Annotated in this window: 27 protein-coding genes and 1 pseudogene; 12 read left to right on the top strand and 16 right to left on the bottom strand. The window is 34.3% G+C overall.

What is annotated here, in order from left to right:
* Positions 1–81: 81 nt before the first annotated feature.
* Positions 82–315: a hypothetical protein gene (locus KA909_RS02905; protein ID WP_193839775.1), complete on the top strand. Its 234-nt coding sequence runs from the start codon at positions 82–84 to the stop codon at positions 313–315.
* A gap of 346 nt (positions 316–661) precedes the next feature.
* On the opposite strand, the gene KA909_RS02900 is transcribed toward KA909_RS02905, so the two are convergent.
* Positions 662–910 carry a GlsB/YeaQ/YmgE family stress response membrane protein gene (locus KA909_RS02900; RefSeq protein ID WP_011276862.1) on the bottom strand — a complete coding sequence of 83 codons (249 nt, stop codon included), beginning with the start codon at positions 908–910 and terminating at the stop codon, positions 662–664.
* A gap of 186 nt (positions 911–1,096) precedes the next feature.
* A pseudogene (locus tag KA909_RS02895) lies at positions 1,097–1,839 on the bottom strand (amidohydrolase family protein).
* Between the two features lie 216 nt (positions 1,840–2,055).
* Here KA909_RS02895 and KA909_RS02890 point away from each other — a divergent pair.
* On the top strand, positions 2,056–2,313 hold the full coding sequence (locus KA909_RS02890; RefSeq protein WP_193839777.1) for an XRE family transcriptional regulator: 258 nt from the start codon (positions 2,056–2,058) through the stop codon (positions 2,311–2,313).
* A gap of 240 nt (positions 2,314–2,553) precedes the next feature.
* Here the strand turns inward: KA909_RS02890 and rpsR are convergent, their stop codons facing one another.
* From rpsR to rpsF, 3 genes are read right to left on the bottom strand one after another with little or no spacing between them, the layout of a single operon-like run.
* A complete protein-coding gene (gene rpsR, locus KA909_RS02885) occupies positions 2,554–2,796 on the bottom strand; it encodes a 30S ribosomal protein S18 (RefSeq protein ID WP_002447994.1) in 243 nt (80 codons plus the stop codon).
* A gap of 47 nt (positions 2,797–2,843) precedes the next feature.
* Complete coding sequence (ssb, locus tag KA909_RS02880; RefSeq protein ID WP_053030272.1) at positions 2,844–3,356, bottom strand: single-stranded DNA-binding protein; 513 nt, start codon at positions 3,354–3,356, stop codon at positions 2,844–2,846.
* 21 nt (positions 3,357–3,377) lie between these two features.
* The gene (gene rpsF / locus KA909_RS02875; RefSeq protein ID WP_053030273.1) at positions 3,378–3,674 is read right to left on the bottom strand and encodes a 30S ribosomal protein S6; all 297 of its coding nucleotides are present in this window, start codon (positions 3,672–3,674) and stop codon (positions 3,378–3,380) included.
* Between the two features lie 287 nt (positions 3,675–3,961).
* Between rpsF and KA909_RS02870 the strand changes: the two genes are divergently transcribed.
* Both KA909_RS02870 and KA909_RS02865 read left to right on the top strand, forming a co-directional pair.
* The gene (locus KA909_RS02870; RefSeq protein ID WP_075108900.1) at positions 3,962–4,768 is read left to right on the top strand and encodes a glycoside hydrolase family 25 protein; all 807 of its coding nucleotides are present in this window, start codon (positions 3,962–3,964) and stop codon (positions 4,766–4,768) included.
* A 64-nt stretch (positions 4,769–4,832) separates the two neighbouring features.
* Entirely contained in the window at positions 4,833–5,024 is a 192-nt protein-coding gene (locus KA909_RS02865) for a hypothetical protein (protein WP_011276869.1), read from the top strand.
* Positions 5,025–5,135: 111 nt separating this feature from the next.
* On the opposite strand, the gene ychF is transcribed toward KA909_RS02865, so the two are convergent.
* From ychF to KA909_RS02845, 4 genes are all read right to left on the bottom strand, one after another.
* Complete coding sequence (gene ychF / locus KA909_RS02860) at positions 5,136–6,233, bottom strand: redox-regulated ATPase YchF (protein ID WP_193839779.1); 1,098 nt, start codon at positions 6,231–6,233, stop codon at positions 5,136–5,138.
* A gap of 11 nt (positions 6,234–6,244) precedes the next feature.
* Positions 6,245–6,448: a DUF951 domain-containing protein gene (locus tag KA909_RS02855; protein ID WP_075108899.1), complete on the bottom strand. Its 204-nt coding sequence runs from the start codon at positions 6,446–6,448 to the stop codon at positions 6,245–6,247.
* A 21-nt stretch (positions 6,449–6,469) separates the two neighbouring features.
* Positions 6,470–7,351 (bottom strand): mechanosensitive ion channel family protein, encoded by an 882-nt coding sequence (locus tag KA909_RS02850; protein WP_053030277.1) that lies wholly within the window; start codon positions 7,349–7,351, stop codon positions 6,470–6,472.
* A 182-nt stretch (positions 7,352–7,533) separates the two neighbouring features.
* Entirely contained in the window at positions 7,534–8,361 is an 828-nt protein-coding gene (locus tag KA909_RS02845) for a ParB/RepB/Spo0J family partition protein (RefSeq protein ID WP_053030278.1), read from the bottom strand.
* A gap of 800 nt (positions 8,362–9,161) precedes the next feature.
* On the opposite strand from KA909_RS02845, the gene KA909_RS02840 reads away from it, so the two are divergent.
* The 5 genes from KA909_RS02840 to KA909_RS02820 all read left to right on the top strand — a co-directional run bounded on the left by KA909_RS02840 (position 9,162) and on the right by KA909_RS02820 (position 16,479).
* Positions 9,162–10,265, top strand: coding sequence for a PLP-dependent transferase (locus KA909_RS02840; RefSeq protein WP_210129946.1), 1,104 nt, complete (start codon positions 9,162–9,164; stop codon positions 10,263–10,265).
* On the top strand, positions 10,262–11,437 hold the full coding sequence (gene metC / locus KA909_RS02835) for a cystathionine beta-lyase MetC (RefSeq protein WP_210129945.1): 1,176 nt from the start codon (positions 10,262–10,264) through the stop codon (positions 11,435–11,437). The genes KA909_RS02840 and metC overlap by 4 nt, the downstream gene beginning before the upstream one ends.
* Positions 11,391–13,229 (top strand): bifunctional homocysteine S-methyltransferase/methylenetetrahydrofolate reductase, encoded by a 1,839-nt coding sequence (locus KA909_RS02830; RefSeq protein WP_193839782.1) that lies wholly within the window; start codon positions 11,391–11,393, stop codon positions 13,227–13,229. The genes metC and KA909_RS02830 overlap by 47 nt, the downstream gene beginning before the upstream one ends.
* The gene (gene metE, locus KA909_RS02825; RefSeq protein WP_193839783.1) at positions 13,226–15,475 is read left to right on the top strand and encodes a 5-methyltetrahydropteroyltriglutamate--homocysteine S-methyltransferase; all 2,250 of its coding nucleotides are present in this window, start codon (positions 13,226–13,228) and stop codon (positions 15,473–15,475) included. Before KA909_RS02830 ends, metE begins: the two co-directional genes overlap by 4 nt.
* Before the next feature lie 260 nt (positions 15,476–15,735).
* Positions 15,736–16,479 carry a cyclase family protein gene (locus KA909_RS02820; RefSeq protein ID WP_075108894.1) on the top strand — a complete coding sequence of 248 codons (744 nt, stop codon included), beginning with the start codon at positions 15,736–15,738 and terminating at the stop codon, positions 16,477–16,479.
* A 116-nt stretch (positions 16,480–16,595) separates the two neighbouring features.
* Here the strand turns inward: KA909_RS02820 and KA909_RS02815 are convergent, their stop codons facing one another.
* A complete protein-coding gene (locus KA909_RS02815) occupies positions 16,596–17,369 on the bottom strand; it encodes an inositol monophosphatase family protein (RefSeq protein ID WP_193839784.1) in 774 nt (257 codons plus the stop codon).
* 259 nt (positions 17,370–17,628) lie between these two features.
* On the opposite strand from KA909_RS02815, the gene KA909_RS02810 reads away from it, so the two are divergent.
* Both KA909_RS02810 and KA909_RS02805 read left to right on the top strand, forming a co-directional pair.
* Positions 17,629–18,096: a bacillithiol transferase BstA gene (locus KA909_RS02810; RefSeq protein WP_193839785.1), complete on the top strand. Its 468-nt coding sequence runs from the start codon at positions 17,629–17,631 to the stop codon at positions 18,094–18,096.
* A gap of 36 nt (positions 18,097–18,132) precedes the next feature.
* Positions 18,133–18,519 (top strand): VOC family protein, encoded by a 387-nt coding sequence (locus KA909_RS02805; RefSeq protein WP_204185389.1) that lies wholly within the window; start codon positions 18,133–18,135, stop codon positions 18,517–18,519.
* Positions 18,520–18,581: 62 nt separating this feature from the next.
* Here KA909_RS02805 and KA909_RS02800 read toward each other — a convergent pair whose 3' ends face one another.
* The 6 genes from KA909_RS02800 to KA909_RS02775 form a co-directional block, all read right to left on the bottom strand.
* The gene (locus KA909_RS02800; RefSeq protein ID WP_210129954.1) at positions 18,582–19,139 is read right to left on the bottom strand and encodes a GNAT family N-acetyltransferase; all 558 of its coding nucleotides are present in this window, start codon (positions 19,137–19,139) and stop codon (positions 18,582–18,584) included.
* A gap of 810 nt (positions 19,140–19,949) precedes the next feature.
* Positions 19,950–20,726 (bottom strand): phosphonoacetaldehyde hydrolase, encoded by a 777-nt coding sequence (gene phnX, locus KA909_RS02795; RefSeq protein WP_193839789.1) that lies wholly within the window; start codon positions 20,724–20,726, stop codon positions 19,950–19,952.
* Positions 20,727–20,739: 13 nt separating this feature from the next.
* Positions 20,740–21,825 (bottom strand): 2-aminoethylphosphonate--pyruvate transaminase, encoded by a 1,086-nt coding sequence (locus KA909_RS02790; RefSeq protein ID WP_193839790.1) that lies wholly within the window; start codon positions 21,823–21,825, stop codon positions 20,740–20,742.
* A gap of 13 nt (positions 21,826–21,838) precedes the next feature.
* Positions 21,839–22,846 (bottom strand): extracellular solute-binding protein, encoded by a 1,008-nt coding sequence (locus KA909_RS02785; protein ID WP_245339337.1) that lies wholly within the window; start codon positions 22,844–22,846, stop codon positions 21,839–21,841.
* Positions 22,847–24,472 (bottom strand): ABC transporter permease subunit, encoded by a 1,626-nt coding sequence (locus tag KA909_RS02780; RefSeq protein WP_193839791.1) that lies wholly within the window; start codon positions 24,470–24,472, stop codon positions 22,847–22,849.
* Positions 24,462–25,217, bottom strand: coding sequence for an ABC transporter ATP-binding protein (locus KA909_RS02775; RefSeq protein ID WP_193839792.1), 756 nt, complete (start codon positions 25,215–25,217; stop codon positions 24,462–24,464). The genes KA909_RS02780 and KA909_RS02775 overlap by 11 nt, the downstream gene beginning before the upstream one ends.
* Positions 25,218–25,364: 147 nt before the next feature.
* On the opposite strand from KA909_RS02775, the gene KA909_RS02770 reads away from it, so the two are divergent.
* Positions 25,365–26,117: a DeoR/GlpR family DNA-binding transcription regulator gene (locus tag KA909_RS02770; RefSeq protein ID WP_193839793.1), complete on the top strand. Its 753-nt coding sequence runs from the start codon at positions 25,365–25,367 to the stop codon at positions 26,115–26,117.
* Positions 26,118–26,185: the final 68 nt, after the last annotated feature.

Here is a 26,185-nt window from a genome sequence, read left to right as displayed (position 1 = left end):
TTTAAGTAAAATTACTGTCATCATGCATTTTTACATGCTACATTATAACTAAGTAATCACACTTATTGGGGGGAATCAATAATGGAATTGCTAGGCTATAAAATGATTAATGACGAACTCATGGCAACTGTTAAATCTGATCACGGACATATATTTAGATATTCATTTAATATTGAAACACCAGAATATGAAATTTTAGAAATACTAGAAGAAGTTAATCAACATGTTGATAATGGCAGACATCCATTAGGATGCGAGATTATTAAGAACTATGATTATGATGCGATTCACAATCATCAAGCTTTGATTAACTAAATTGCATAAAACAAAAAAAGGGAGCGGGACGGAATTCTTTTGAATTCGTCGTCCCACTCCCAGCTTGCTTTGCTTGTAGAATTTCTTGATGAAATTCTCTTTGCTAGGGCCCCGACTCCCAGCTTGCTTTGCTTGTAGAATTTCTTAGTGAAATTCTCTTTGTTGAGGCCCCGAACCCCAACTTGCTTAGCTTGTAAAATCACTTTCGTGATTTTTTGTGTTGGCGCCCCTGACTAGAACTGAGAAAAGCTTGATTTAAGCGCCTTCTCAGTTCAGTCAGCTACTGCGAACTTGCTAAATAGCATTATTATATTATTTATGTCCCAGACTGTTTTAGATATTACTCTTATTTTCTTAATGCTTTTAAAATTAAAGAAACAACGAAAATAACAATAATTGCACCGATTAGTGCTGGAATGATTGGTACGCCGCCCCATACAGGACCCCAAGTACCTAATAATTTACTACCTACTGCTGAACCGATTAATCCAGCAATGATGTTACCGATGATACCACCTGGGATATCTTTACCCATGATCATACCGGCAACCCAGCCGATTAATCCTCCGACTATTAACATAACAATAAAGCCCATATTCAGAACTCTCCTTACATCTTCTATTTTTGTATACTTCTTATATATACCACACGCCAACATGAATAAACATTAAAATTAAATTTTATTATATTTTTAATTAAACTCATATCCAATTGCGCTTTAAGCAATATGGATAATTTATAAACACTTATTTACTCTCTACTACAAATACGATTTTTACGCTTAAATTCTATAAAATTTTAATGCATTTTTATAAAAGATCTTCTCTTGTGTCTCTTCATCAAAATGCTTTTGAATTAACTCAATATCTTGTTCACTAAAAGGACGCTTTGCTCGAGTAGAGGGCAAATCAGTACCAAACATAATGGCCTCAGGGTTATTTCAATTAGTTCCTCAATGGCTTTAATGGGATCTATCTCTATACGTCCAAATCCAGTTGCTTTAACATAAACACCTTGTTTAACTAACGTTTTTAAATCCTCAAAGCCCTCTACAGTCAAGCCGAGATGATCGATTGATACTTGGGATAATGAGCTTATAATTTCTTGATAGTCTTTTAATTGTTTAGATTCAATATAAATTTCAGTATGCCAATCAACTAAATCATATACCCTTTGCGCAAACGTCTTGATAAGCGCTATATCTTCAGACCCACCGCGCTTAACATTAAATCGAATACCTCTAACCCCTTTATCATTTAATCGGAGAATTTCATCGTCAGAGGTCGATGCAGGTAGCTGCGTTATCCCAACAAATTGACCTTGAAGTTGATCTAATGCCGTTATTAAATAATCTTGATCGAACCCTTGAAATGACCCTGATACAATTGCACCTCCTACAACATTTAATGGCTTAGTATGATTTAAATAATCATTAACCTTAAATGATGGGGGTATGTAGCCATTATTCTCTTTAACCGGATAATCAAAATCAATGATATGAAAATGCGAATCAAATAGTTTCATTATAAATTCCCTCTTTATTTATATTTCTTGAAATAAAGATAACATAATTAATATTTATCAGCTAAAAGACTTGATAATTATTGTGAACAGGACTAGTATAGTAAAATAACTTAGGTTATATATAAAAGACTAAAAAAACTTACTTATAATAAATAAACATGGAAAGTAAGAAAAAATAATTTAAATTCAAACTTGAATTTTAGGAGGTTATGTTTCATGAGTTCACATACACTTTTTAATTTAAGAACTAAACGAAATCTTGAAATTAACGAATTAACTGAATTAATTAACGAAAAATATGGTACACATTATGAATCCCATCAATTATGGGAATGGGAAAATCACCAACACGAACCTAAGTTTAAAGATGCAATGATTCTTGCAGACTTCTTCGACACGCCTTATCAAATGTTAGTCGAAAGTAAATATAAAGAATATCAACAACAAATTGATGATATCGATATTCGTTTATAATTTAAAATTATTAAATTCGACTTCGATAAAGAAGTCGGATTTTTTGTGTAGTTAGATGTAATTTTTTCGAAATTTCCTTCTTGTAGGGTTCGATTAACGTACAAATTCCACTCAAAGATATTAAGAAGATTCTATTAAAAAAACGTACTTTTATAAAGTCATTAGATATATTCTACAATTCAAAGCACAAAAATAACCCCGTAAGCTTTAAGCCTACGGGGTTTAAACACTAATTATATATTAGTTTTCGTCTTTAACATATGGTAATAAAGCCATATGACGAGCACGTTTGATAGCTGTAGTCAACATACGTTGATATTTAGCTGAAGTACCAGTTACACGACGTGGTAAAATTTTACCGCGTTCTGAGATAAAACGTTTTAATAATTCAGTGTCTTTATAGTCAATGTGTGTAATACCATTTGCTGTGAAATAGCATACTTTTTTACGACGACGTCCGCCTCTTCTTGGTCCACCTGCCATGGTTAATTACCTCCTTTGGAATAAATTTTTATACGTTCATTTTGTTATTAGAATGGTAAGTCATCATCACTAATATCAATCGGTCCGTTTGCGTTTGCAAATGGATTATCAGATTGTTTATTAGTTGATGCATTATTGTTATTATAAGACGTATTTTGTCCTGATTGTTGACCACCAAATCCTTGACCGTAGTCTTGGAAATCATTGTTATTACTTTGATTACGTTGGCCACCATGCGCATTCTTAGGTTCAAGGAATTGAACACTATCTGCTACAACTTCAGTAACAAAGATACGACGACCTTCTTGATTTTCATAACTGCGTGATTGTATGCGACCATCAACGCCAGCTAGACTACCTTTGAATAAATAATTATTCACGTTCTCTGCTTGTCTTCTAAACACAACGACATTGATGAAGTCAGCTTCGCGTTCCCCTTGAGCATTCGTGAAAGTACGATTAACTGCTAGAGTAAATGTCGCTACACTTACGCCTGAGGGAGTGGTTCTGTATTCTGGATCTTTAGTTAAACGACCTACTAATACAACTCTGTTTATCATTAAAACGCCCCCATTACTTTATTACTTATCTTGGTCTTCACGGATAACGATATAACGGATGATATCGTCACTGATTTTAGCTAAACGTTGGAATTCGTCTGTAGCTTTGTTGTTATCAGTTTTAATGCGTACGATGTTATAGAAACCTTCTTTGAAATCTTCAATTTCATAAGCAAGACGGCGTTTACCCCAGTCTTTTTCTTCTAAAACTTCTGATCCTTCTGAAGCTAAGATACCGTTGAAGCGTTCAACAAGTGCTTTTTTAGCATCTTCTTCAATGTTTGGACGTACGACATACATAATTTCATATGTTCTCATTTTATACTTGCACCTCCTTGTGGTCTATGCGGCCTATCGAATACTAACGATAAGCAAGGAATAATTTTCATTACTCACAATCAAGAATTATAGCACAGAGTATTACTTTTTACAATATATTTTATGTATCCTCCGCCTCACTATTTTGTATTGCCTATAACTTAATTTTCTTATATATGAATCGCGTCTTATATAAAGTTGCGAATTAGAACTTTTTATACTAATATCACAACTGCATTTTACATAGTATTATTTCTAAAAAATATAATATCTAAAGGAGAGCTCAAATGTTTAAAAAGGCAACATCATCTATTGCATGTTTAACTATTATGGCGACTTCTGTAGGTGCGTTAAATGCAAACGCTTCTGAGCATTCTGGAGGTAGCCAAAAAGGGACAATGGGGTATGGATATCAACAATATCTTGAAAATAACCCCGACCAACAAGATGCTTCAACAAGTAATCGTTCAACCTTTTCATCAAAATCCAAAGCAGTGACCACACAAAATGGTGAACGTGTATTAGATATTTCAGAGTGGCAAGGCAACTTAACTGACGCCCAAGTCAAACAATTAAAACAAGATTATGATTTTATTATTATTCGAGGTCAATATGGCTCCGAATATGTCGATAAATGTTTAGAGAACAATTCAACTTTACTAGATAACAATAATATGAAATTTGGTGTGTACTCATACAGCATGTATGAAAATGCCGATGACGCTCGAAATGAAGCACAAACGCTTTATAATCGTGCACCTAAAGCATCATTCTATGTTAATGATTTTGAGCAAAATTCCATCACTTCTGGTGATGCTGACACTGCCACAAAAGCTTGGGCAGATGAAATGCGACAACTTGCTGGAAATAAAAAAATATTATTTTATTCTTATGAGAATTTTATGATTAACAATGTTCCTAATGCAGTGAGTGCTTATGATGGTTATTGGTTAGCAGCATATCAAACGCAAGAACCTAATAGAGAGAAAGTATTATGGCAATACACTGATCGTTACTATGCACCAGAGTTAAACCAAAATGTTGATGCGAATTACTTAGATGCCAATGTTACGGCTGATTGGTTTATTGATTAAAAATGCATACATAACACTTTATTTTTACGAACACTTGTTCTATAATGAAGTCGAGGTGTAAAATATGCAATTAGATTTAGATTGGAATAAAGATTTTCAAGAATTTCAAGAAGTCTTAAATTGCGGTATCAATCCAGAATGGTTATACTGTGCGAAAGCCAATATGATTCTTGAACCTGCTTATACTGGAGAAGGTAAACAGTTTTTTAGCACCAAAGACATTATTGAAGCAAGTAAAGTTATACCGTTCTTTTAAGATATAAATGAAACAAATGATATAAAAAAAGCAATGTAAGTCTCTTGTCACTTAAGCTAAGCGAAACTTACATTGCTTTTTATTTTACTCACATAATCCGTTGAGAAATGATTAAACGTTAAATCTGAAATGCACGATATCGCCATCTTGCATAATGTATTCTTTACCTTCTAAACGTTGTTTACCCGCTTCTTTAGCACCTTGTTCGCCACCATGTTCTACATAGTCATCATAACTAGTCACTTCAGCACGAATAAATCCACGTTCAAAGTCAGTATGAATAATACCTGCACATTGTGGTGCTGTCATACCTTGTCTAAATGTCCAAGCACGTACTTCTTGTACACCTGCAGTAAAGTATGTTGATAAGCCTAATAAATCATATGTTGTTCTGATAAGTACATCTAATCCTGGTTCTTCAATGCCTAAATCTTCAAGGAACATCGCTCTATCTTCGTCATCTAATGTAGCAATTTCTTCTTCAATTTTCGCGCTAATAACAATAACTTCAGAATCTTCTTTCGCCGCATATTCACGAATTGCTTTTACTTTATCATTATCTTCGTCACCAATTTCATCTTCACCGACATTGGCAATATATAACATTTTTTTAGATGTTAGTAGTTGCGCTTGGTTAACGTATTTTTGATCTTCATCATTGAAGTCTATACTACGTACAGGGTCACCGTTTTCAAGTGCTTCTTTGATTCTAGAGAGTATTCTAATTTCCATTTCAGCAGTTTTATCTTTTTGACGTGCCATTTTTTCAATTCTAGGCAAACGTTTTTCGACAGATTCTAAATCTGCTAATACTAACTCCATATTAATGACTTCAATATCATCTAATGGGTTGACGCGACCTGATACGTGTGTAACGTTTTCATCATCAAACGCACGTACAACTTGGCATATCGCATCTACTTCACGGATATGTGAAAGGAATTTGTTTCCTAAACCTTCACCTTTAGAGGCACCTTTTACAATCCCTGCAATATCTGTGAATTCAAATGTCGTTGGAATTGTTTTTTTAGGTTCAACCATTTCTGTTAATTTATTTAAACGTGTGTCTGGCACTTCTACGATACCTACGTTTGGATCAATTGTTGCGAACGGATAGTTAGCGGCTAATGCTCCCGCTTTTGTTATTGCGTTAAATAAGGTAGATTTACCTACGTTTGGTAAGCCTACAATCCCTGCTGTTAAAGCCATTAATCATTCTCCTAACTTTCAGTATCTTGATTTGATACTAATATTTTCTTTATTTTTTTATTGAACGTTTGACGTGGAATCATAATACTTCGTTGGCAATTCTCACATTTGATACGAATATCAGCACCCATACGAATGATTTTAAATCGATTAGTTCCACATGCATGTTGCTTTTTCATCTCTACTATATCATTTATTCCATAATTTGACGTCATGAAATTACCCCTCAATAATAATTAAGATTTGCCTTGTTGATTATTATTTTTAATGTAAATTGGTTGTGGTAATTTAATACCTTCTTGGACAAACACTCTTTGAATTTCTTTACGTAATATTCTTGAACCAGATGCACCTTCACCAGGAATCGTTTCGGCAGATATTCTAAACGTTACTTTCGTTTCATCTAACGAATCAATACCTTCCACGACTGGATCAGTAATAAATAAGTAGTATTTACTACGCATTGCTGTAAATAATTTATTTAGACGTTTTTCAACTTTATCTAAATTTTCTTCCACAGATACTGGAATTTCTACTATAGAGAATCCATTAGTAATAGAGAAATTCGTAATTTCGCCCATACTACCATTTGGTAATATCGTTAATTCACCTGTAATAGTATTAATACGTGTTGATCTTAAGCCGATAGATTTCACAGTTCCTTCTGCTACAGTTGTACCACCGCTATTGATTTTAACATAGTCACCAACGTCGAATTGATTTTCAAATATGATAAAGAAGCCTGTAATAATATCTTTAACGATGGTTTGCGCACCGAAACCAACAGCTAAACCAACGACCCCAGCACTCGCAATGATGCCTTCAACACTAATTCCAAATTTACTTAAGATGGTAGTAATCACAATAAACCATACGATATAACTCACTACGTTTTGAACTAGTGAAATTAATGTTCGAGAACGCTTTTTATTTCCTTTGCTACTACGGTTTTGTATTTTAAACGCTTGTTCAATTGCTTTGTTTAATATTGCTATAACAATCAACGCAACAATAATATATATGAGAATTAATGCTATTTTGATAGCTAAATTCTCATATGTTTCTATCTTTGTTAATGGTTCAAATAATGAAGACAACACATTTTTGACCTGATTCATATAATAGCAACCTCCCTATTTAACTATTTTATAATTTAATTATTATACGCATTTATTGCACAATATGTATCCGTCTTAAGCTTTACTTTCAATATTATTTTCTCTCTAAAGCTTAAAATGTAACATAACTTTGCTCACTAACTCAAAGATCCCATTTTAACAGTACATTTGGATATGTACCATTAATCTTCATTAAGTTGTTGAATGAGTCGCTGAAACGCTTCTTTTGATTTAAATTCAAATGTTATTTTACCTGTATTTTTACGCGTTGAAATCTCTACTTTGGTGCCAAATTTTTCTTTTAATAGACGTTCTTGTTTTTGAATGAATTTGGGTTTCATTGGCGTTGGTTCTTTACTTTCTTTAGACTGCCGGCCGTCTTGCAGTTCATTTACAACTTGTTCAAGATACCTAACGCTCCACTTTTCACGTATTGCTTGTTGACTTATCTTCTTCATCTTACTAACATCTTTAATTCCTAATAATGTCCGTCCATGCGCACCGGATAAAGCACCTTCTTTGACTTGCTTTGAAACATCTTGTGGCAAATTCAGCAATCTCAACATATTAGCGATGTAAGGTCGTGATTTACCTAATCGCTCAGCTACTTTTTGTTGCGTTAATCCTAAATCTTTCATCAAACGTTGATAGCTCTCCGCTTCTTCAATAGCATTAAGATCTTCTCGTTGTAAATTTTCGATAATCGCTAATTCCATCATGTCCGAATCAGATAATTCTTTGATAATTGCTGGTATTTCAGTTAACCCTGCTAATTGAGATGCTCTAAATCGCCTTTCACCAACCACGATATAGTAACCTTGTACAGTTTGGCGTAATACAATGGGTTGTAAAATACCGTGTGTCTGTATTGACGTTGCTAAATCGCTTAACTTTTCATCATCAAAGGTTTTGCGAGGTTGGTATGGATTGGCTTTAATTTGAGAAATATCAACGTTTTGAATTTGTTCATTTTGACTTAAGGCCAATCGTTCATCTTGTTTGTGATCCACTATCTTTCACCCCTTTCAATCAACATTTAATACTTTATCTTTGTACTAGGCTTAATGCGATTACAACAAACCCACTTACCTTCTCATTATAACTATTACGACACGCATTTGATTAGCACTTATCTATTTTAAAAAATATAGAATAGGTTTAACAAGTAGATTAGGTCGATGAAATAAAAAAATAATTTTTTATGTGCGCATATTATGATGTTATCAATGCTTTAAGCGTTTTCTGATTTGACTTTATAATCTTAATTTTCAGAAAAGTTGTTGACAAATATGACTTAGGTCTGTAAGCTATGAATTAACTTAAAAAAACACAAATTACACACTGTAATAAGGAAAGTAGAACTTACACTGCTAATACAGAGAGTCTCCATAGCTGAGAAGAGACATTGAAAGAAAGTTTGAAAATGGCCTTTGAGTGTTGATGCCAATACGAGGTGTCAACGGGTTCGCCCGTTATAGCGATACAGTATTAACATTTATTGTTTAATGGCGTACTGGAATTCTAGACGTCGCTATTCATCGTTAATACTCATTTAATTTTAATCAAGTTAAATGAGTTTTTTAATGGGAACTATCATTTATCCGAAGTTTCAGATAACGAATGGATTAGCGTCTACCATCTCAGTACACGTTATTCACATAATGGCGTACTGTTTGAGGTTACTTTAGCAATAAAGTAATAAACAAAGGTGGTACCGCGAAACAAGCTTTCGTCCTTTACATCCGATACATATCGGGTTTAAAGGACGGAAGCTTTTTTTATTGGATTATAAATGAATGGAGGATTTGACATGAAAGATACACAATTAGCACAAATATCATTAACTAAAGATGTTACTGGCGCAATAGCCAATCCGATTTATTTGTCTACCGCATATCAACATCCTCACCTTGGTCAGTCAACAGGCTATGATTATACAAGAACTAAGAACCCAACACGTTCTGCATTTGAGGAATCCTTCGCGAAATTAGAAGGTGGTATTGCTTCGTTTGCTACGTCAAGTGGCATGGCTGCAGTACAACTCATTTGTAACTTGTTTCAACCAGGTGATGAGATATTAGTCGCCTTCGACTTATACGGTGGTACATTTAGATTATTTGACTTTTACGAAAAACAATATGGTATCAAATTTAAGTATGTCGACTTTTTGAATTATCAGGAAGTAGTTGACAGTATTACACCAAATACGAAAGCACTTTTCATAGAACCCATTTCGAATCCACAAATGATTGAAATTGATGTTGAACCGTATTACATCTTGAGTCAAAAGCATCATCTGTTAACAATTATCGATAATACATTTTTAACACCGTATCTATCTACTCCTTTAGAGGAGGGTGCAGACATCGTGCTTCATTCAGCAACTAAATACATTGGCGGTCACAACGATGTGCTCGCAGGTGTTGTAACAGTGAAAGATGAAGCGTTAGCCGAACAACTTGGACAATTGCATAATATGATTGGTGCAACATTGTCCCCTATTGATAGTTATTTATTACAACGTGGTTTAAAAACACTACATTTACGTATTCAACGGTCAGAAGCAAATGCTAAGAAATTAGCTAAACGATGTAAAGTTTCAAATGCTATAGATGAAGTTCTATACAGTGGAAAAACGGGCATGTTAAGTTTACGCCTAAACAAAGACTTTAGCGTTGCTAAATTTTTGGAAAATTTAGAAATTTGTATTTTTGCAGAAAGTTTAGGTGGAACCGAAACATTTATCACTTTCCCATACACACAAACACATGTCGATATGCCTGATGAAGAAAGAGATAAACGTGGCATAGATGAACATCTCATACGCTTATCCATAGGTATTGAGGATTATAACGATATTGAGTCAGATATTTTACGCGCACTGGAGAATTCTAAAGTAGGAGTGATTTCATGACCTTATCAAAAGAAACTGAAGTTATTTTTGATGAACATAGAGGTGTTGATTACGATTCAGCTAACCCACCGCTTTATGACTCTTCAACATTTCACCAACAGGTACTGGGTGGCAATGCAAAATTCGATTATGCCAGAAGTGGTAATCCCAACCGTCAACTTCTTGAGGAGAAATTAGCAAAGCTTGAAGGTGGCAACTACGCATTTGCATATGCGTCAGGTATTGCTGCAATATCAGCGGTGCTATTAACACTAAAAGCAAATGATCATGTGATTCTTCCTGACGATGTATACGGCGGTACATTCAGACTTACCGAACAAATTCTCAATCGCTTTAATATTCAATTTACGACAGTTAATGCCACACACCCTGAGGAAATTGAACGAGCGATTCAACCTAACACTAAACTCATCTACGTTGAAACACCATCCAATCCGTGTTTCAAAATTACAGATATACGTGCCGTCGCATCGATTGCGAAACGTCATCAGTTACTTTTAGCAGTGGACAATACATTCATGACTCCATTGGGTCAATCCCCACTTGCACTTGGTGCTGATATTGTTGTTCACTCAGCTACTAAATTTTTAGGTGGACACAGTGATATTATCGCTGGTGCTGCCATCACAAATCGCAAAGACGTCGCAGATGCATTATATCTTTTACAGAATGGGACTGGTACTGCATTATCAGCACATGATAGTTGGACGTTAGCCAAACATTTAAAAACATTACCCGTTCGCTTTAAACAATCAACAGCTAATGCAGCGCAACTTGTCACATTTTTAAATGAAAGAGAAGAAATTGCCGAAGTATATTATCCAGGGAACAGTTCATTACACTTGTCACAAGCAAATAGCGGTGGTGCCGTCATCGGTTTCCGATTAAAAGATGAAACGAAGGCACAAGATTTTGTAGATGCCTTAACGTTACCTCTCGTTTCCGTAAGTCTCGGAGGTGTTGAGACCATTTTATCTCATCCTGCCACGATGTCACATGCTGCTGTTCCTGAAGATGTTCGAAATGAACGTGGCATTACCTTTGGCTTATTCCGATTAAGCGTAGGTCTAGAACAACCTCAAGAATTAATTGCTGACCTTAACTACGCATTAAAGGAGGCTTTCAATGAGTCGATTATTGAAACAATTACAGAACAACGTTTTAGTAGCTGATGGTGCAATGGGAACAATCCTCTATTCAGAGGGACTCGATACATGTCCAGAAGCATATAACTTAACACATCCGGAGAAAGTAGAGTCAATACATCGTTCTTATATTGAGGCCGGTGCTGATATCATCCAGACGAATACGTACGGTGCGAACTTCGAAAAGCTAAAACGCTTTGGCTTAGAACATAAAGTGAAGGATATTCATAAAGCAGCTGTAGCTATTGCGAAACGTGCAGCGCAACCGGACACTTTCATACTTGGTACGGTAGGTGGTTTTAGAAGTTTACAACAAGAGGAGTTACCTTTGTCCACCATTCAATACCATGCTGAAAATCAAATCGATACACTCGTTGAAGAAGGTGTTGATGGATTATTATTCGAGACTTACTACGATTTAGAAGAACTTACGAACATCGTTACAACAACGCGTCGTAAGTACGATATTCCAATCATTGCTCAACTCACCGCTTCAAATACGAATTACTTAGTCGATGGAACCGAAATTAATCAAGCGTTACAACAATTAGTTGCTTGTGGTGCCAATGTTGTAGGACTTAATTGTCATCACGGTCCACATCACATGCAACGGTCATTTTCACATATTGCGTTACCAGAGAACGCATACCTATCATGTTATCCGAACGCGAGCTTACTGGATATCGAGAATAGTGAATTTAAATATAGTGATAACGCACAATATTTTGGCGATGTTGCGCAAGAACTCATAAATGAAGGTGTACGGTTGATTGGTGGTTGTTGTGGCACAACACCACAACACATTGCTTATATCAAATCATCCGTCAAAGATTTGAAGCCTGTTACCAATAAAAAAGTAATTCCAATTAATCGCCAAACGAATCGAGCAGTGACGCGTACGTATAAACATAACTTAACGACAAAGGTTAAAAATGGACCGACAGTCATCGTCGAACTCGATACACCGAAGCATTTAGATACAGATCTTTTCTTTGAAAATATCGGCAAACTCGATGAGGCCAAAGTTGATGCAGTAACACTAGCTGATAATTCACTAGCTACCGTGCGTGTTAGCAATATTGCAGCGGCAAGTATTATACGCCAACGTTACGATATTGAGCCACTCGTACATATTACATGTCGAGATCGTAATTTAATCGGCTTGCAATCACATCTACTTGGCTTATCACTTATCGGCGTTAACGAAATTTTAGCAATTACAGGCGACCCGTCAAAGGTAGGTCATCTACCCGGTGCCACAAATGTCTATGACGTCAATTCAAAAGGATTAACCGAATTAGCATTAAGATTCAATCAAGGTATTAACACGGATGGTGATGCGCTGAAGAAACATACAAACTTCAACATCGCTGGTGCATTTGACCCTAATGTACGTAAACTCGACGGTGCGGTCAAACGCCTTGAGAAAAAAGTAGCTGCAGGTATGAATTACTTCATTACGCAACCTGTATACAGTAAAGCAAAAATCAAAGAAGTATACGAGGCGACGAAACATCTGAATGTCCCTCTATTTATAGGTATCATGCCTATCGCAAGCTATAATAACGCACTTTTCCTACATAACGAAGTGCCTGGCATTAAAATGTCTGAAGACGTCTTAAGCCAATTTAAAGCAGTAAAAGATGATAAAGAAAAAACTAAAGCATTAAGTTTGAGACTCTCTAAAGAATTGATTGATACAGTACACGAGTACTTCAATGGTTTATACATCATCACACCGTTCCAACGTGTCGATTATTCATTAGAACTCGCAGCGTATTCTAAAGCAATTACCCAAAACAAGGAGGCAATATCATGACAACAATTACAACTTCAAATTTAGGATTCCCAAGATTAGGTAGAAAAAGAGAGTGGAAAAAAGCCATCGAAAACTATTGGGCTAAAAAAATTGATAAAGCAGAATTAGATCAAACGTTAAGTGATCTTCACAGAGAAAATTTATTATTACAAAAGCATTATAATTTAGACAGTGTACCTGTCGGTGACTTCTCACTATATGACCACATTCTCGATACATCATTACTATTCAACATCATTCCTGAACGTTTCCAAGGTCGCGAAGTCAATGATGATTTATTATTTGATATTGCACGTGGTAATAAAGAACATGTAGCGAGCGCTTTAATTAAATGGTTCAATACGAATTACCATTATATCGTGCCAGAATGGGATAACGTTGAACCTAAAGTGAATCACAATGTATTATTAGATCGCTTTAATTATGCCAAATCACTTAACGTCAATGCGCATCCTGTCATCGTAGGACCAATTACGTTTGTGAAATTGTCTAAAGGTGGTCATCAATCTTTCGAGGAGAAAGTTCAAACACTTTTACCATTATATAAAGAAGTGCTTCAAGCACTCGTTGATGCTGGCGCAGACTATATCCAAGTGGATGAACCAGTATTAGTAACAGATGAGAGCGCAGCCTATGAAGCGATTACAAGAGAAGCCTATAACTACTTTGATACAGCAGGCTTAGCAGACAAATTAGTCATTCAAACTTACTTTGAGCGTGCCAATGTTAAATTCTTAAGTTCATTACCAGTAGGTGGCTTAGGATTAGACTTTGTACATGATCACGGTTATAACTTACAACAAATTCAAGCAGGTGACTTCGACGCATCTAAAACATTATATGCTGGTATTATTGATGGCCGTAACGTTTGGGCGGCAGATATCGAAGCTAAGAAACAATTAATCGAATCATTACAAGCCTATGCGAAACATATCGTTATCCAACCGTCATCATCTTTATTACATGTACCAGTATCATTAGATGATGAAACATTAGATGAATCTATTGAAGATGGCTTAAGTTTCGCTACTGAAAAGTTAGACGAATTAGACGCACTACGTCGCCTATTTAATCATAACGACAGTGCGAAATATGATGAATTCAAAACACGTTATGAACGTTTCCAAAGTCAATCATTCAAAAATCTTGAATATGATTTTGATAGCGTACCAACAAGCCGTAAGTCACCTTTCCCTGAACGTAAAAAAGCACAAGACGCACGTTTACACTTACCTGACTTACCAACAACAACGATTGGTTCATTCCCACAAACTCAAGAAGTACGTAAATATCGTGCTGATTGGAAAAATAAACGTATCTCAGATGAAGCGTATAATAACTTCTTAGAAAGTGAAATTGCACGTTGGATTAAAATTCAAGAAGATATCGGTCTAGATGTACTCGTTCATGGTGAGTTCGAACGTAATGACATGGTTGAATTCTTCGGTGAAAAACTACAAGGTTTCTTAGTCACTAAGTTCGGCTGGGTACAATCGTACGGTTCACGTGCTGTTAAACCACCAGTGATTTACGGAGATGTTAAATGGACTGAGCCATTAACAGTCAAAGAAACGGTATATGCACAAAGTTTAACTGACAAACCTGTTAAAGGTATGCTAACTGGTCCAGTAACGATCTTAAACTGGTCATTCGAACGTGTCGATGTGCCACGTAAAGTCGTTCAAGATCAAATTGCTCTAGCGATTGATGAAGAAGTATTAGCGTTAGAAGAAGCGGGTATTAAAGTCATCCAAGTAGACGAACCAGCTTTACGTGAAGGTTTACCATTACGTTCTGAATACCATGAACAATATCTTGCTGATGCAGTCAATTCATTCAAATTAGCAACTTCATCAGTCCAAGATGAAACACAAATTCATACGCATATGTGTTATTCTCAATTTGGTCAAATCATTCATGCCATCCATGAATTAGATGCTGATGTTATTTCAATTGAAACATCACGTAGTCATGGTGATTTAATCAAAGACTTTGAAGATATCAACTATGATTTAGGTATTGGGTTAGGTGTATATGACATCCATAGTCCACGTATCCCTACTGAAGATGAAATTGCTACAGCAATCGATCGTTCTCTACAACAAATTGACCGTTCATTATTCTGGGTTAACCCTGACTGTGGCTTAAAAACACGTAAAGAAGAAGAAGTTAAAGACGCTCTAACTGTACTTGTAAATACCGTTCGTAAAAAACGCGAAGCAAATAACCAAAACAAACCCGCATAGGGAGCTGTACAGAAATCACTTGTGATTTCGTCGTACAGCCCCGGCACAGTTGACTAGAACTGAAGCGAGCTTTTCTAAAGCGATGGGTCAGTTCAGTCAGCCACGGCCAAATTTTATTAAACTATTGAGACTTTGAATGTTTAGTCGGGCACGGCACAGTTGACTAGAACTGAAGCAAGCTTTTTTAAAGCGATGCGGCAGTTCAGTCAGCCACGGCCAAAACCAACATAGAATAACTATTACTATTGGAGGTATGAAACATGCCAAACTATCCATTATGGAACCAACTAAATCAACTGAAAGAAGCAACTTGGGTGGATTTAACACATACCTTTGACCCGGAAATACCTCGCTTTAGTGAATTTGAAAAAGGTGAAGTTTCGACACTCTTTACCGTTAAAGAACATGGGTTTTACGTGCAACGTTGGAATATTGTCACACAATATGGCACACACATTGATGCCCCTATTCACTTTGTTGAGAATAAACGTTACTTGGAAGATTTAGACTTAAAAGAATTAGTATTGCCCCTTATTGTGTTAGACTTTTCAAAAGAAGCTGCAGAAAATGCTGACTTCATCGTCACACGTGACCATTTAGAGGCATGGGAAGCGAAACACGGGCGTATTGAAGACGGTACGTTTGTCGCTTTACGTACAGATTGGTCAAAACGTTGGCCAGATATTGAACAATTTGAAAATAAAGATGCTGAAGGTAATCAACATTTACCAGGTTGGGGTTTAGATGCCTTGAAGTTCTTAATCGAAGAACGTGGTGTGAAATCAATCGGACATGAAACATTCGACACAGATGCGTCAGTGGATACTGCTAAAAATGGAGATATCGTTGGAGAACGTTATATTCTTGGACAAGACACATTCCAACTTGAATTGTTAACGAATTTAGACCAATTACCAACGCGTGGTGCGGTCATTTACGCAATGAGTCCTAAACCCAAAGATGCACCTGGATTCCCAGTACGTGCATTTGCGATTAAACCTTAATCAATGACACATTTTAGGCTTGATATTGAGCGATCAAAGCCAAAACTTTCCTAATATTATAAAAATCCTGTCACATCAACCGTTACGCGTAAGCACCGGTATGTGGCAGGATTATTTTATTGATACGTTTTTATAATATTGATAATGTCTTCATGAATATCTGGATGCGCAATAATTGCACCCTTAACGTGATTTAAATCAATAGCGTTGCCTTGAATGTCTGTCACAATTAGTCCTAACTCTTTCGCATATAATAATTGTGCACTCATGTCCCACAGGTTTGCACCCATATCGATACTTGCTCCGAAACCCCCTGTAATTGTTCGCAACGCACCAATGCCACCAGCACCAATAAATCGAAAGCCATGTGATTTTGAAATCAATGCCTTTAATAACTCGGAATGCGCACGTTTCGGATCAATAGAAATCAACGCATCTTTGAGATGATGATACGTGTCTACACGTAGTGGCACGCCATTAACCGTCACACCTTTACCCCTTACAGCTTTATATAACTTCTGTTGATAAAATTCATATGTATAAGCTAATAAAGGCTCTCCATTGTAGAACAAACTCACTATTAAACAATAATCTTTATGTTGTTTCACAAGATTCGTTGTACCATCAATGGGATCTATCGCCCAAGCATAGCCACGGTACATATCAACTTCATGATTACTTTTTTCTTCACCCATAATCTGATGTTCTGGATAATTTTCTTCGATAAACTTAGTGAAATCAGCTTGAACTTCTTTGTCGATATTCGTCACTAAATCTAAATCATGCTTTTTTGTTTCAACCGCCACATCATTCAACATCATATCAACCTTACGTGCAATATGTGCTATCCATGCTTCAATACGACAATCAATCTCTTGAATTGCGCACATTTTTTATCACCTCTTACTTTCTTATCTAACAACTAATTTTTTAGATTTAACATTATCCTTTTTATAAATATACCTAAGATTCGTTAACCTATTAAGTTCTTATATGAAGTTTATATATTTTTTCTAATAAAACATCTATTAAATACGCTGCCATTTAGTCATTTTCTTTAATAAGACTATCGTATTACTTGATTGACAAGCACGTTTAACGGGTAGACGCTTAATAGTCAATTCTTTAAACAAGTGGGAGGAAACGCAAATGAGTAATAAAACAGTCTATGATGTGATTGATACTGGTGTGAACTACTTACTGTCCGTTTATGATAATTGGAACATTGAGGAAGTATTAGATAAAGACAATGATGTATTTCCAAATACACTACATTGGCAATTCGGCCATGTCTTAACAATCTTTGATTCAGCTTTATCGATGGGTGGCCAAAATGCGGTAGATATCGCCAAATATACGAAATTATTTGGTTATGGTTCTAGTCCTGCTAACTGGGATGGACAAGATGTCCCAACTATTGAAGAAATTAAAAAAGACTTAAAAACGATTCCAGAGCGTGTGCGTCAACTTACTGATGAACAATTATCTCAAGCATTAGACCAACCGATTGCTGGTTGTAAAACAGTCGACGAATTATTAGTATTAAATGCCATTCATGTCCCATTACATGCGGGTAAAATTGAAGAAATGGCCCGCGTTCTGAAACAAGACAACTAATTTAAACGCCATATTATATAAATTGAAGGGGTACGTATGAACATTATCGCGAACAGTATTTTTGTAGAGAATCAAGAAGAAGCCTTACAGTTTTATACAAATATTCTAGGCTTTGAAAAGAAAATTGACGAACCTGTAGGCGAAGGGTTTAGATGGCTCACTTTAGTGTCCCCTAATCAACCAGAAGGTGCCCAATTGGTCTTAGAACCTAATGGCAATCCTATTGCAAGTGACTATCAGCAACGTCTATTCGAAGCCAACATACCTATTACGATGTTTGGCGTGGACAATGTACAACAAACGTATGACACATTAACGCAAAAAGGTGTGCATTTTACCGTTGAACCGACGACAATGGGTAGCGCTAAAATGGCCATTTTTGATGATACATGTGGTAATTTAATTCAAATTGTAGAACAATAAAGAATTATAAACGCTTAACAGTTTTTATTTATGCAAACTGCTAAGCGTTTTTATATTCTTTTTTACCACTCTGCTTTAACATTTTCAAACTCTTCACGTAATAGACTATACACATAACTATCTGAGAACTCGCCACGTAGACGTTCACTACTTCTCAATACACCCTCTTGCGTAAAGCCGAGTCGTTCAGGTATGGCCCTACTTTTCGGATTGCGCGTCGACATTTGAATTTCTACACGGTTTATACCAAATTCTTCGTACACGTAGCGAATCAATACCTTTGTGCATGCCGTCATAATCCCTTTTTTCTGAAAATGCTTTGCCAAATAGTAACCAATAGACGTACGTTTGTTAACAAGATCTAAACAATGCAAGCCGATGACCCCTACAAGTTCTTTGTCATACCAGATGCCGCAATGAAATCCGTTACCACGCGTAAACTGTTCTAGTGCCGACTGAATAAATTTCTTACTATGTTCAACTTCAGTTGTATATTCTACAAATGGTAAGAACTCGCCTAAATATTCACGATTGCTATCTACTAATTTGAAAAGTTGCTCCGCTTCACGTTCTTCTAATATCTTTAACGTCACATGTTCATTCACTTGATAACCAAACATCATATCTATCGCCTCTAGTTAAAATTTTCAAATTATTCGGTAAATTAAATATATAGTAACACAAATGTAACTAGATTTTATAACGTTGTATAAGTGATTATGTTATTAATCTACATCTAATTTATTGGAACAGTTAGATGTGTTATTTTTTTCTATACTAATACCATTTTTTTGGGGAAGCTCACTTTAATGCTTCTTATCTAAGAGGGGATAATGATTGCGATTTTGCCATAGATAAAACTTGAAAGGGTATTTATAAATGAATTTAAATATGGAAATCATTTCAATCATTCTAACTTTACTACCATCAAAACTTATAGGTTTATATACTGATTATCATATTCAGTCATTGGTTGAATATATACCATTTTTATTAGTTTTAATTATCATAAGCTACTCTATATTTAAAATTGGCTTTAAAAAAGTCTGAGTTTATTTATACGTAGAATACTAGGCGTTATTATTTCTTGTATAAGTATTCATTTATTTATGGATATATATCACTCTTCTAGATATTTCAAAATTTTTTCTACAGATTAATTCCCCATATGTTTAGGGATAATTAGTTTGATTACAATGTTGATTATCTATTTAATTATTTATATTTTTTCTTTTAAAAATCAATAAGATTAAATTCTTGAACTATGTATAAAAAATTTTTATTATCTTACTTTAATATTTAAAATTGCTAGATTTTTACATCGTAATTTAAAACATCATAGATATATTAATAAAAAGAGCGAACTTCCAAATATGGGAGTTCACTCTTTATTTTCATAAAAAAGCTTAATTTTAGAATATGGTTTTTAATTAAATTTTTTCTAATAATTGAGGTAATTGAGTAATATCGTCTATGACATATGATGCGCCATTTTCTTTGAATTTTTTCGTTGCTTTTTGGCGATGTTCATCTATTTCATTATCACTTAATGCATTCCATTCGTCTTCACTAAGTCCTACAACAGAACTGCCTTTAATTACTCCTATAGCAAGAACACCTGCGTTGACTGCTTCTTTCATATCAGAGACAGTATCACCTACTTTTACTACTTCAGCAACACGTTCCAGTTCTAATTGTTTCATATTTTCAAATATCATGTATGGATAAGGTCTACCATATCCATTAACAGCTTCGGCAGTTACATAGTAGTCAGGCGAATAGCCTTTCAATTTTGCTTCAGCCGTAACCACTTCCATCATTGATTTTGTATAACCTGTCGTTGAACCAATTTTATAGCCTTTATTTCTTAGTTCATTGATAGTATCTATGACATTTGGAATAGGTGTTGTATAGTCTTTTAATGTTTCCATTAATGATTTTTCAAAATTAGCGTATAAATGATCGATATCTTCTTGAGTATGTGAACGTCCCTTAACAGACTTCCATTCATTTGCGATACGGTCCATATTTAACATAGCTTCGATATGATCACGTTTTAACATGCCCATAGGTTCTCTGGCTTCTTCAATTGTTACATCAATATTTTCATTTTTAAAAATTTCTACAAATACTTGTACAGGGGCAAAACATCCAAAATCAATTGTAGTACCGGCCCAGTCTAAGATAATTCCTTTAATATTACTCATAATTATACACTCCTTAATAATTCATATATTCTTTAATATGTTTAACTAATGTTTCAAAGTCTTCTCGGTATAATTCTCCAATGTTACCAATTCTAAAAGATGGGGTTTCCATTAATTTTCCTGGATATAGCACAAAACCTTTTTCTTTCATTGATTCATAGAAATGATTAAAATCAAAAGCTTCATTAGGATATAGATATGTTGTAATAATTGGTGATTGCCATTCCTCATCAATATATGCTTTAAAACCTAACTGTGCTAATGCTTCTCTCATATATCGATTATTAGAGTGATAGCGTTCACTACGTTTTTTAATGCCACCTTCTTCATGCAACTCATTAATTGCTTGTTTGAATGCAGCTACAACATGAGTTGGTGATGTATAACGCCATTTGCCATCAACATCCATCACCTGCCATTGATCATATAAATCAAGTGCTAAGCTTGAAGCATTACCCTCTGTTTCAGTTAAAGTTGTTGTTTTAGCAATCACGAACCCGAAACCGGGCACACCTTGAATACATTTATTCGCACTACTAATTAAATAATCAATATTTAATTGTTCTACGTTAATTTCTAAGCCTCCGAAACTACTCATAGCATCTACAATTAATTTTTTATTATAGCGATGTGCTAACTCACATAAATCTTCTAAAGGATTGAGTATTCCAGTAGTTGTTTCACAATGAACGAAAGCAATATGAGAAATAGCATCATTGCTGTTTAAAACATCTTCAATTTCTTCAATATTTGGTGCTTTATCGAATGACAATGCTAAATGTGTATAATTTTTTCCAATACGTTCTGCCATTTGAGCAATACGTTTTCCGTATGCACCATTTGAAATGATAAGCACATGATCTTTATTCGAAAGTGCAGTTTGTAAGACGCTTTCTACCACAAAACTACCACTACCTTGCTGAAGAATAACGGTGTAATTTTCCTTTGAAACTTGGGCCAATTGAAGTAAATCTTGTCTTATTTGTTGTGTTAATTCTTTATAGTCATTGTCCCATGTACAACGATCTTTCATCATTGTTTCTTTAACTGATTTTGAAGTTGTTAATGGACCAGGTGTTAATAATTTATATTCTTCCATTTTCTAATCTCCTTTATTTTTCATTTTCCGCTTCTTTTTTAGCTGCATTAAATATATCTTGATGTTTTTGTAATAAATCTACAGTCAATGGATCTTTCCATTTTTTTGGATATTCTGGTTTTTGATCTTTTGCAATATGTTCACCTTTATATAGTGTTACTGGGTATTGTTTCATTAAATCTTTTCGACCGTATTTTTGAATCACTTCAACCATTTTTTCTGCTTTTTTCTGTTTTTCGCCACCTTTTTTAACGACAGCAGCGCCTTCAACTAATGAGAAGTTTCCTTCTTTAGGATCGATGTGTTTAATGATATTACCCTTCTCTTGTTCAATAGCTTGCGCACGTAAACCAACTCCGACAGCTACTTCCCCAGATTCAACTTTTTGTAATGGACCGGAACCACCATCCTCTAAATGTGGACCAACATTAATTAATAATTTTTTAATCACGTCTTGTCCTTCTTTTTCACCATACTCATTTAAAATACCTTGTAGTACTAGCCATCCAGTTGAGGATTCCATAACGTTCGGCATAGAGACCTGTCCTTTATATTCTGGTTTAGTTAAATCCTTAATTGAATGCGGCACCTCTAAATGGTGTTTTTCTAGTGCTTTTTTATTAATAAATAATGAACCTGTGTTACCTAATAATGGGATAATGTAGTTGGGATATTTATCAATTGTGTTATGTTGAGTTTTATTCTTCATAGGAACAAACATGTGATTTTGGTCTTGTGCACTTTTTAAGTAGTAACTTGCTTCAGTAATAATATCTGCTTCAATATTTGATCCTTCCGCCATAATTTTCCCACCTAATTCTGAGGTTCCCTGAGGTTGGATGATATATTGTCCTTTGTAACCATGCTGATTTAAAGATTCTTTCATAATAGCGATGGCTTCTTCATCAGCATTTGTAGCAATAATGACTTTATCTGTACTCGACCCAAGTCCAAAGTATGATAAACATAAGAGGGCAAGACAAACGAGTGCACCAAGTACTAGCATTATTTTTATTTTCATTTATCTCCCCTCCCTTTTTCTTTGAGAATAAAGTATAAAACTTGCAACGCCACGAACGACAATATTTGTTATACAGATTAAAATCGATAAAATAAAAATATCGATAAATCGGTTAAAATGTTGTAATTGGTTAATTTCTGTAGCCACGAGTTGTGTTGCCGTTGCAACTAAGAAAATGACACCACTAATTGTTACCATTGCATTAATGAAGTAATAGTTCATCATTTCGATAATTGTCTTTTTCATATTTGGTATTACAACTTTAAAGACCGTCTCGTACCATTTATCTTTCATTAATGAACTACTTATATCCCATGAGGGATTTAGTTTTTCTAAGGCATTTTTCGCTAATAAGAATGGTGTTGTATAGTAATGCACAATAATGCTGATAATAATAATTAAAAATGTATTTTTTATTGAGCTATTTTTAAAAAATACTAAGTACGATAAACCTAGAATCATACCAGGGACAGTATTTGCGATTAATGAAACGACATTCATCGTTCTACGACCTTTAATTCTGGTTCTCACAGCGATAATCGCACTTGCCATACTAATAATCACGCCAAATATTGCTGTACATATCGCTACAAATAAAGATTGAATATAAATATGCACTAATATTTCATCTTTAAATAAATTAATGATATGCGACAAAGTAAATGTGTTGTTATATGGGTAATTTTTAAGGAATGGTACGACAAACATCACTGCAAATATTAATAAAATTAATGTACTTATCACTACAGCGATAATATTAATAATCACATCATGTACTGGCCTTTTTGGAAGCGATGTATAATTTAATGATTCTTGTTTTACATTCCATTTATCTAAAATAGTTAATAAGATAAATCCAATAATTGCAGGAGTTAACATCATAACTGCAATAACAGCACCTTCAGCAAATTTTGGAATTGATCCTAAAATCATTTGATATAAACTCGTCGCAACCATACTATAATCTGCGCCTAGAGACGCCGGAATACCGAAATCAGTAAAACTTAAAATAAATGACAATACAAACGCGTTACCTATGGGTACAATCAGTGGTCTAAGTAGTGTGTGATAAAAACGTCTCATCGGACTATCTTGTAATAACTGAGAAACATAATAGAAGCGCTTATTCACATATTCAAAAGCGTCTGAAATAATTAAGTATGCTGCTGGTAACGTGTAGATAACGTAGCCGATAAGCAAACCATTTTTACCATAAATTTCGAAAGGTATATGTCCAAAGATAGCTTTAATCAAACCCTCATTCCCGAAAATGTACATTAAAATAAATCCATAAGTAATTGTTGGCACAAGCATAGGTAGTAACACCATTATTTTGTTATAGCCTTTTACTAAAGAATGGGCTTGTGTCATATTCATCGCATAGGACATAAAAAATGCGAGAATAGTTGTAATCAATGCAGCTAAACTTGCAACTTTTAAACTATTAAAGAATGAAGTTGTAATCTCGTCATTCATAAAGATGTCTTTATAGACTGCAAATGTAAAGTGATGATCACGATAAAATGATTGGCTTAATAAACCTATAATTGGTATGACTAAAAATAATAAGAAAAAGATAATTAATAGCGTAAATATAATACGCTGACTCCAAGTTTTATGCGCCATAATTCTCACCAAATAATCTGTAAATATTACCACGTTTAATTCGTAGTTGATTAATAATGAACTTTTCTACAAATGCATTAGCTGGACTATAAATAATTTCTGACGGCGTACCAAATTGTGCAATTTGGCCATCTTCAATGACGACAACTTTGTCTGACATCGTTAATGCTTCTTCAGGATCATGGGTAACGATAATCGTTGTTAAACCCATTGATTTCGATACTTTTTGAATCATATCTTTTATTGATTCTTTAATGACTCCATCTAAGGCACTCAATGGTTCATCCATTAATAAAATCTTAGGTTCCATAACTACTGTACGAGCAATTGAAACTCTTTGTTTTTGCCCTCCTGATAATTCATGAATTTTTTTGCGTAAATGAGGACGTAATTCTAATAATTCGATTAAATCTGTCACTTCTTTACTGTGAGGGTCTTTTTTCTGATTCTTTAAGCCATAAATGATATTATTGAAGGCATCTAAATGAGGAAACAGACAAAAATCTTGAAACACAATATTAAATCCTCTTTTTTGCATAGATTTCTCTTGGATTTCTTGATTATTGAAAATAATTCTCCCAGATGTCACATGTTCTAATCCCAAAATTAAATTTAATAACGTTGTTTTCCCACATCCACTTGGTCCAAGTAAACTTACAATTTCTCCGTTTTCAATATTTAAATTTATATTTTTTAATACTTCATTACTCCCAAAACTTTTCGAAACATCTTTGAGTTCAAGCATAACTCACACCTCACTATTTGTTATACTTACATTGTAGTAACTTTTTATTAACTATTAGTAAATTAGTTGTAAAATTTGATTAACTTTTGACAAACTTGTTAAAAACTATTTAATAACTTCATTAATACAATAAAAAGGAGAAAATGAATGCTTCCTACTGAACGACGTGAAAAAATTATTGAAAAATTAGAAAAAGAAGAATTTTTAGAGCTGAAACATCTTCATAAGTCTTTGAACATTTCTATGGAAACATTACGAAGAGATATTCAACAATTAGTCAAAGAGGATTTGGTATCCAAAGAATATGGTGGTATTAGAATAAAAAAAGAGAATAATGGTGAATCAATTATTGAAAAAAGATTAAATAAAAATTTAGCTATGAAGCAACAAATCGCTGAAAAAGCTTTAACACAGATTGAAGATGGGGACTGTATATTTTTAGATAGTGGTTCTACAACTTTACAAATTTCTAAAGAATTGAAAAAAAGAAAAAATTTAACAATTATAACGAACTCGATTCCTGTTATGATGGAAATTTTAAATCAAGGCCATACTATCATTAGTATTGGAGGAAAAGTACGAGCATCTGAACAATCTATTACAAGTTATGACTTCTTATTTAATTTCGATCGTTTAAATATAGATAAAGCCTTTATTTGTTGTAGTGGAATATCTTTTGAAAAAGGGATTACAGATTATAATTTAGAAGAAATAGAGACAAGAAGAAAGATATTAAATATTTCAAATCTCAAGTTTCTAACAGCAGATAGTTCCAAGTGTAATCAGATAGTTACAGTGAAAATATGCGAATTAACAGATATTGATGCCTTTATTACTGATGATAACTTAGAAAATGATTTTAAAGTTAAAATGAAAAAGTTAAGCATCAATGTGCTTTAATAAAACAAATAATTTTTAAGTCATTAAAATAATGCAAATATTGTTAAATTTATTATTTTAACTTTTAA

It is taken from the genome of Staphylococcus sp. GDX8P54P (assembly GCF_017893165.1).
Classification (GTDB): domain Bacteria; phylum Bacillota; class Bacilli; order Staphylococcales; family Staphylococcaceae; genus Staphylococcus; species Staphylococcus borealis.
The sequence above is the reverse complement of the archived record's forward strand: the minus strand, read 5'-3'. Positions and strand labels throughout refer to the sequence as shown.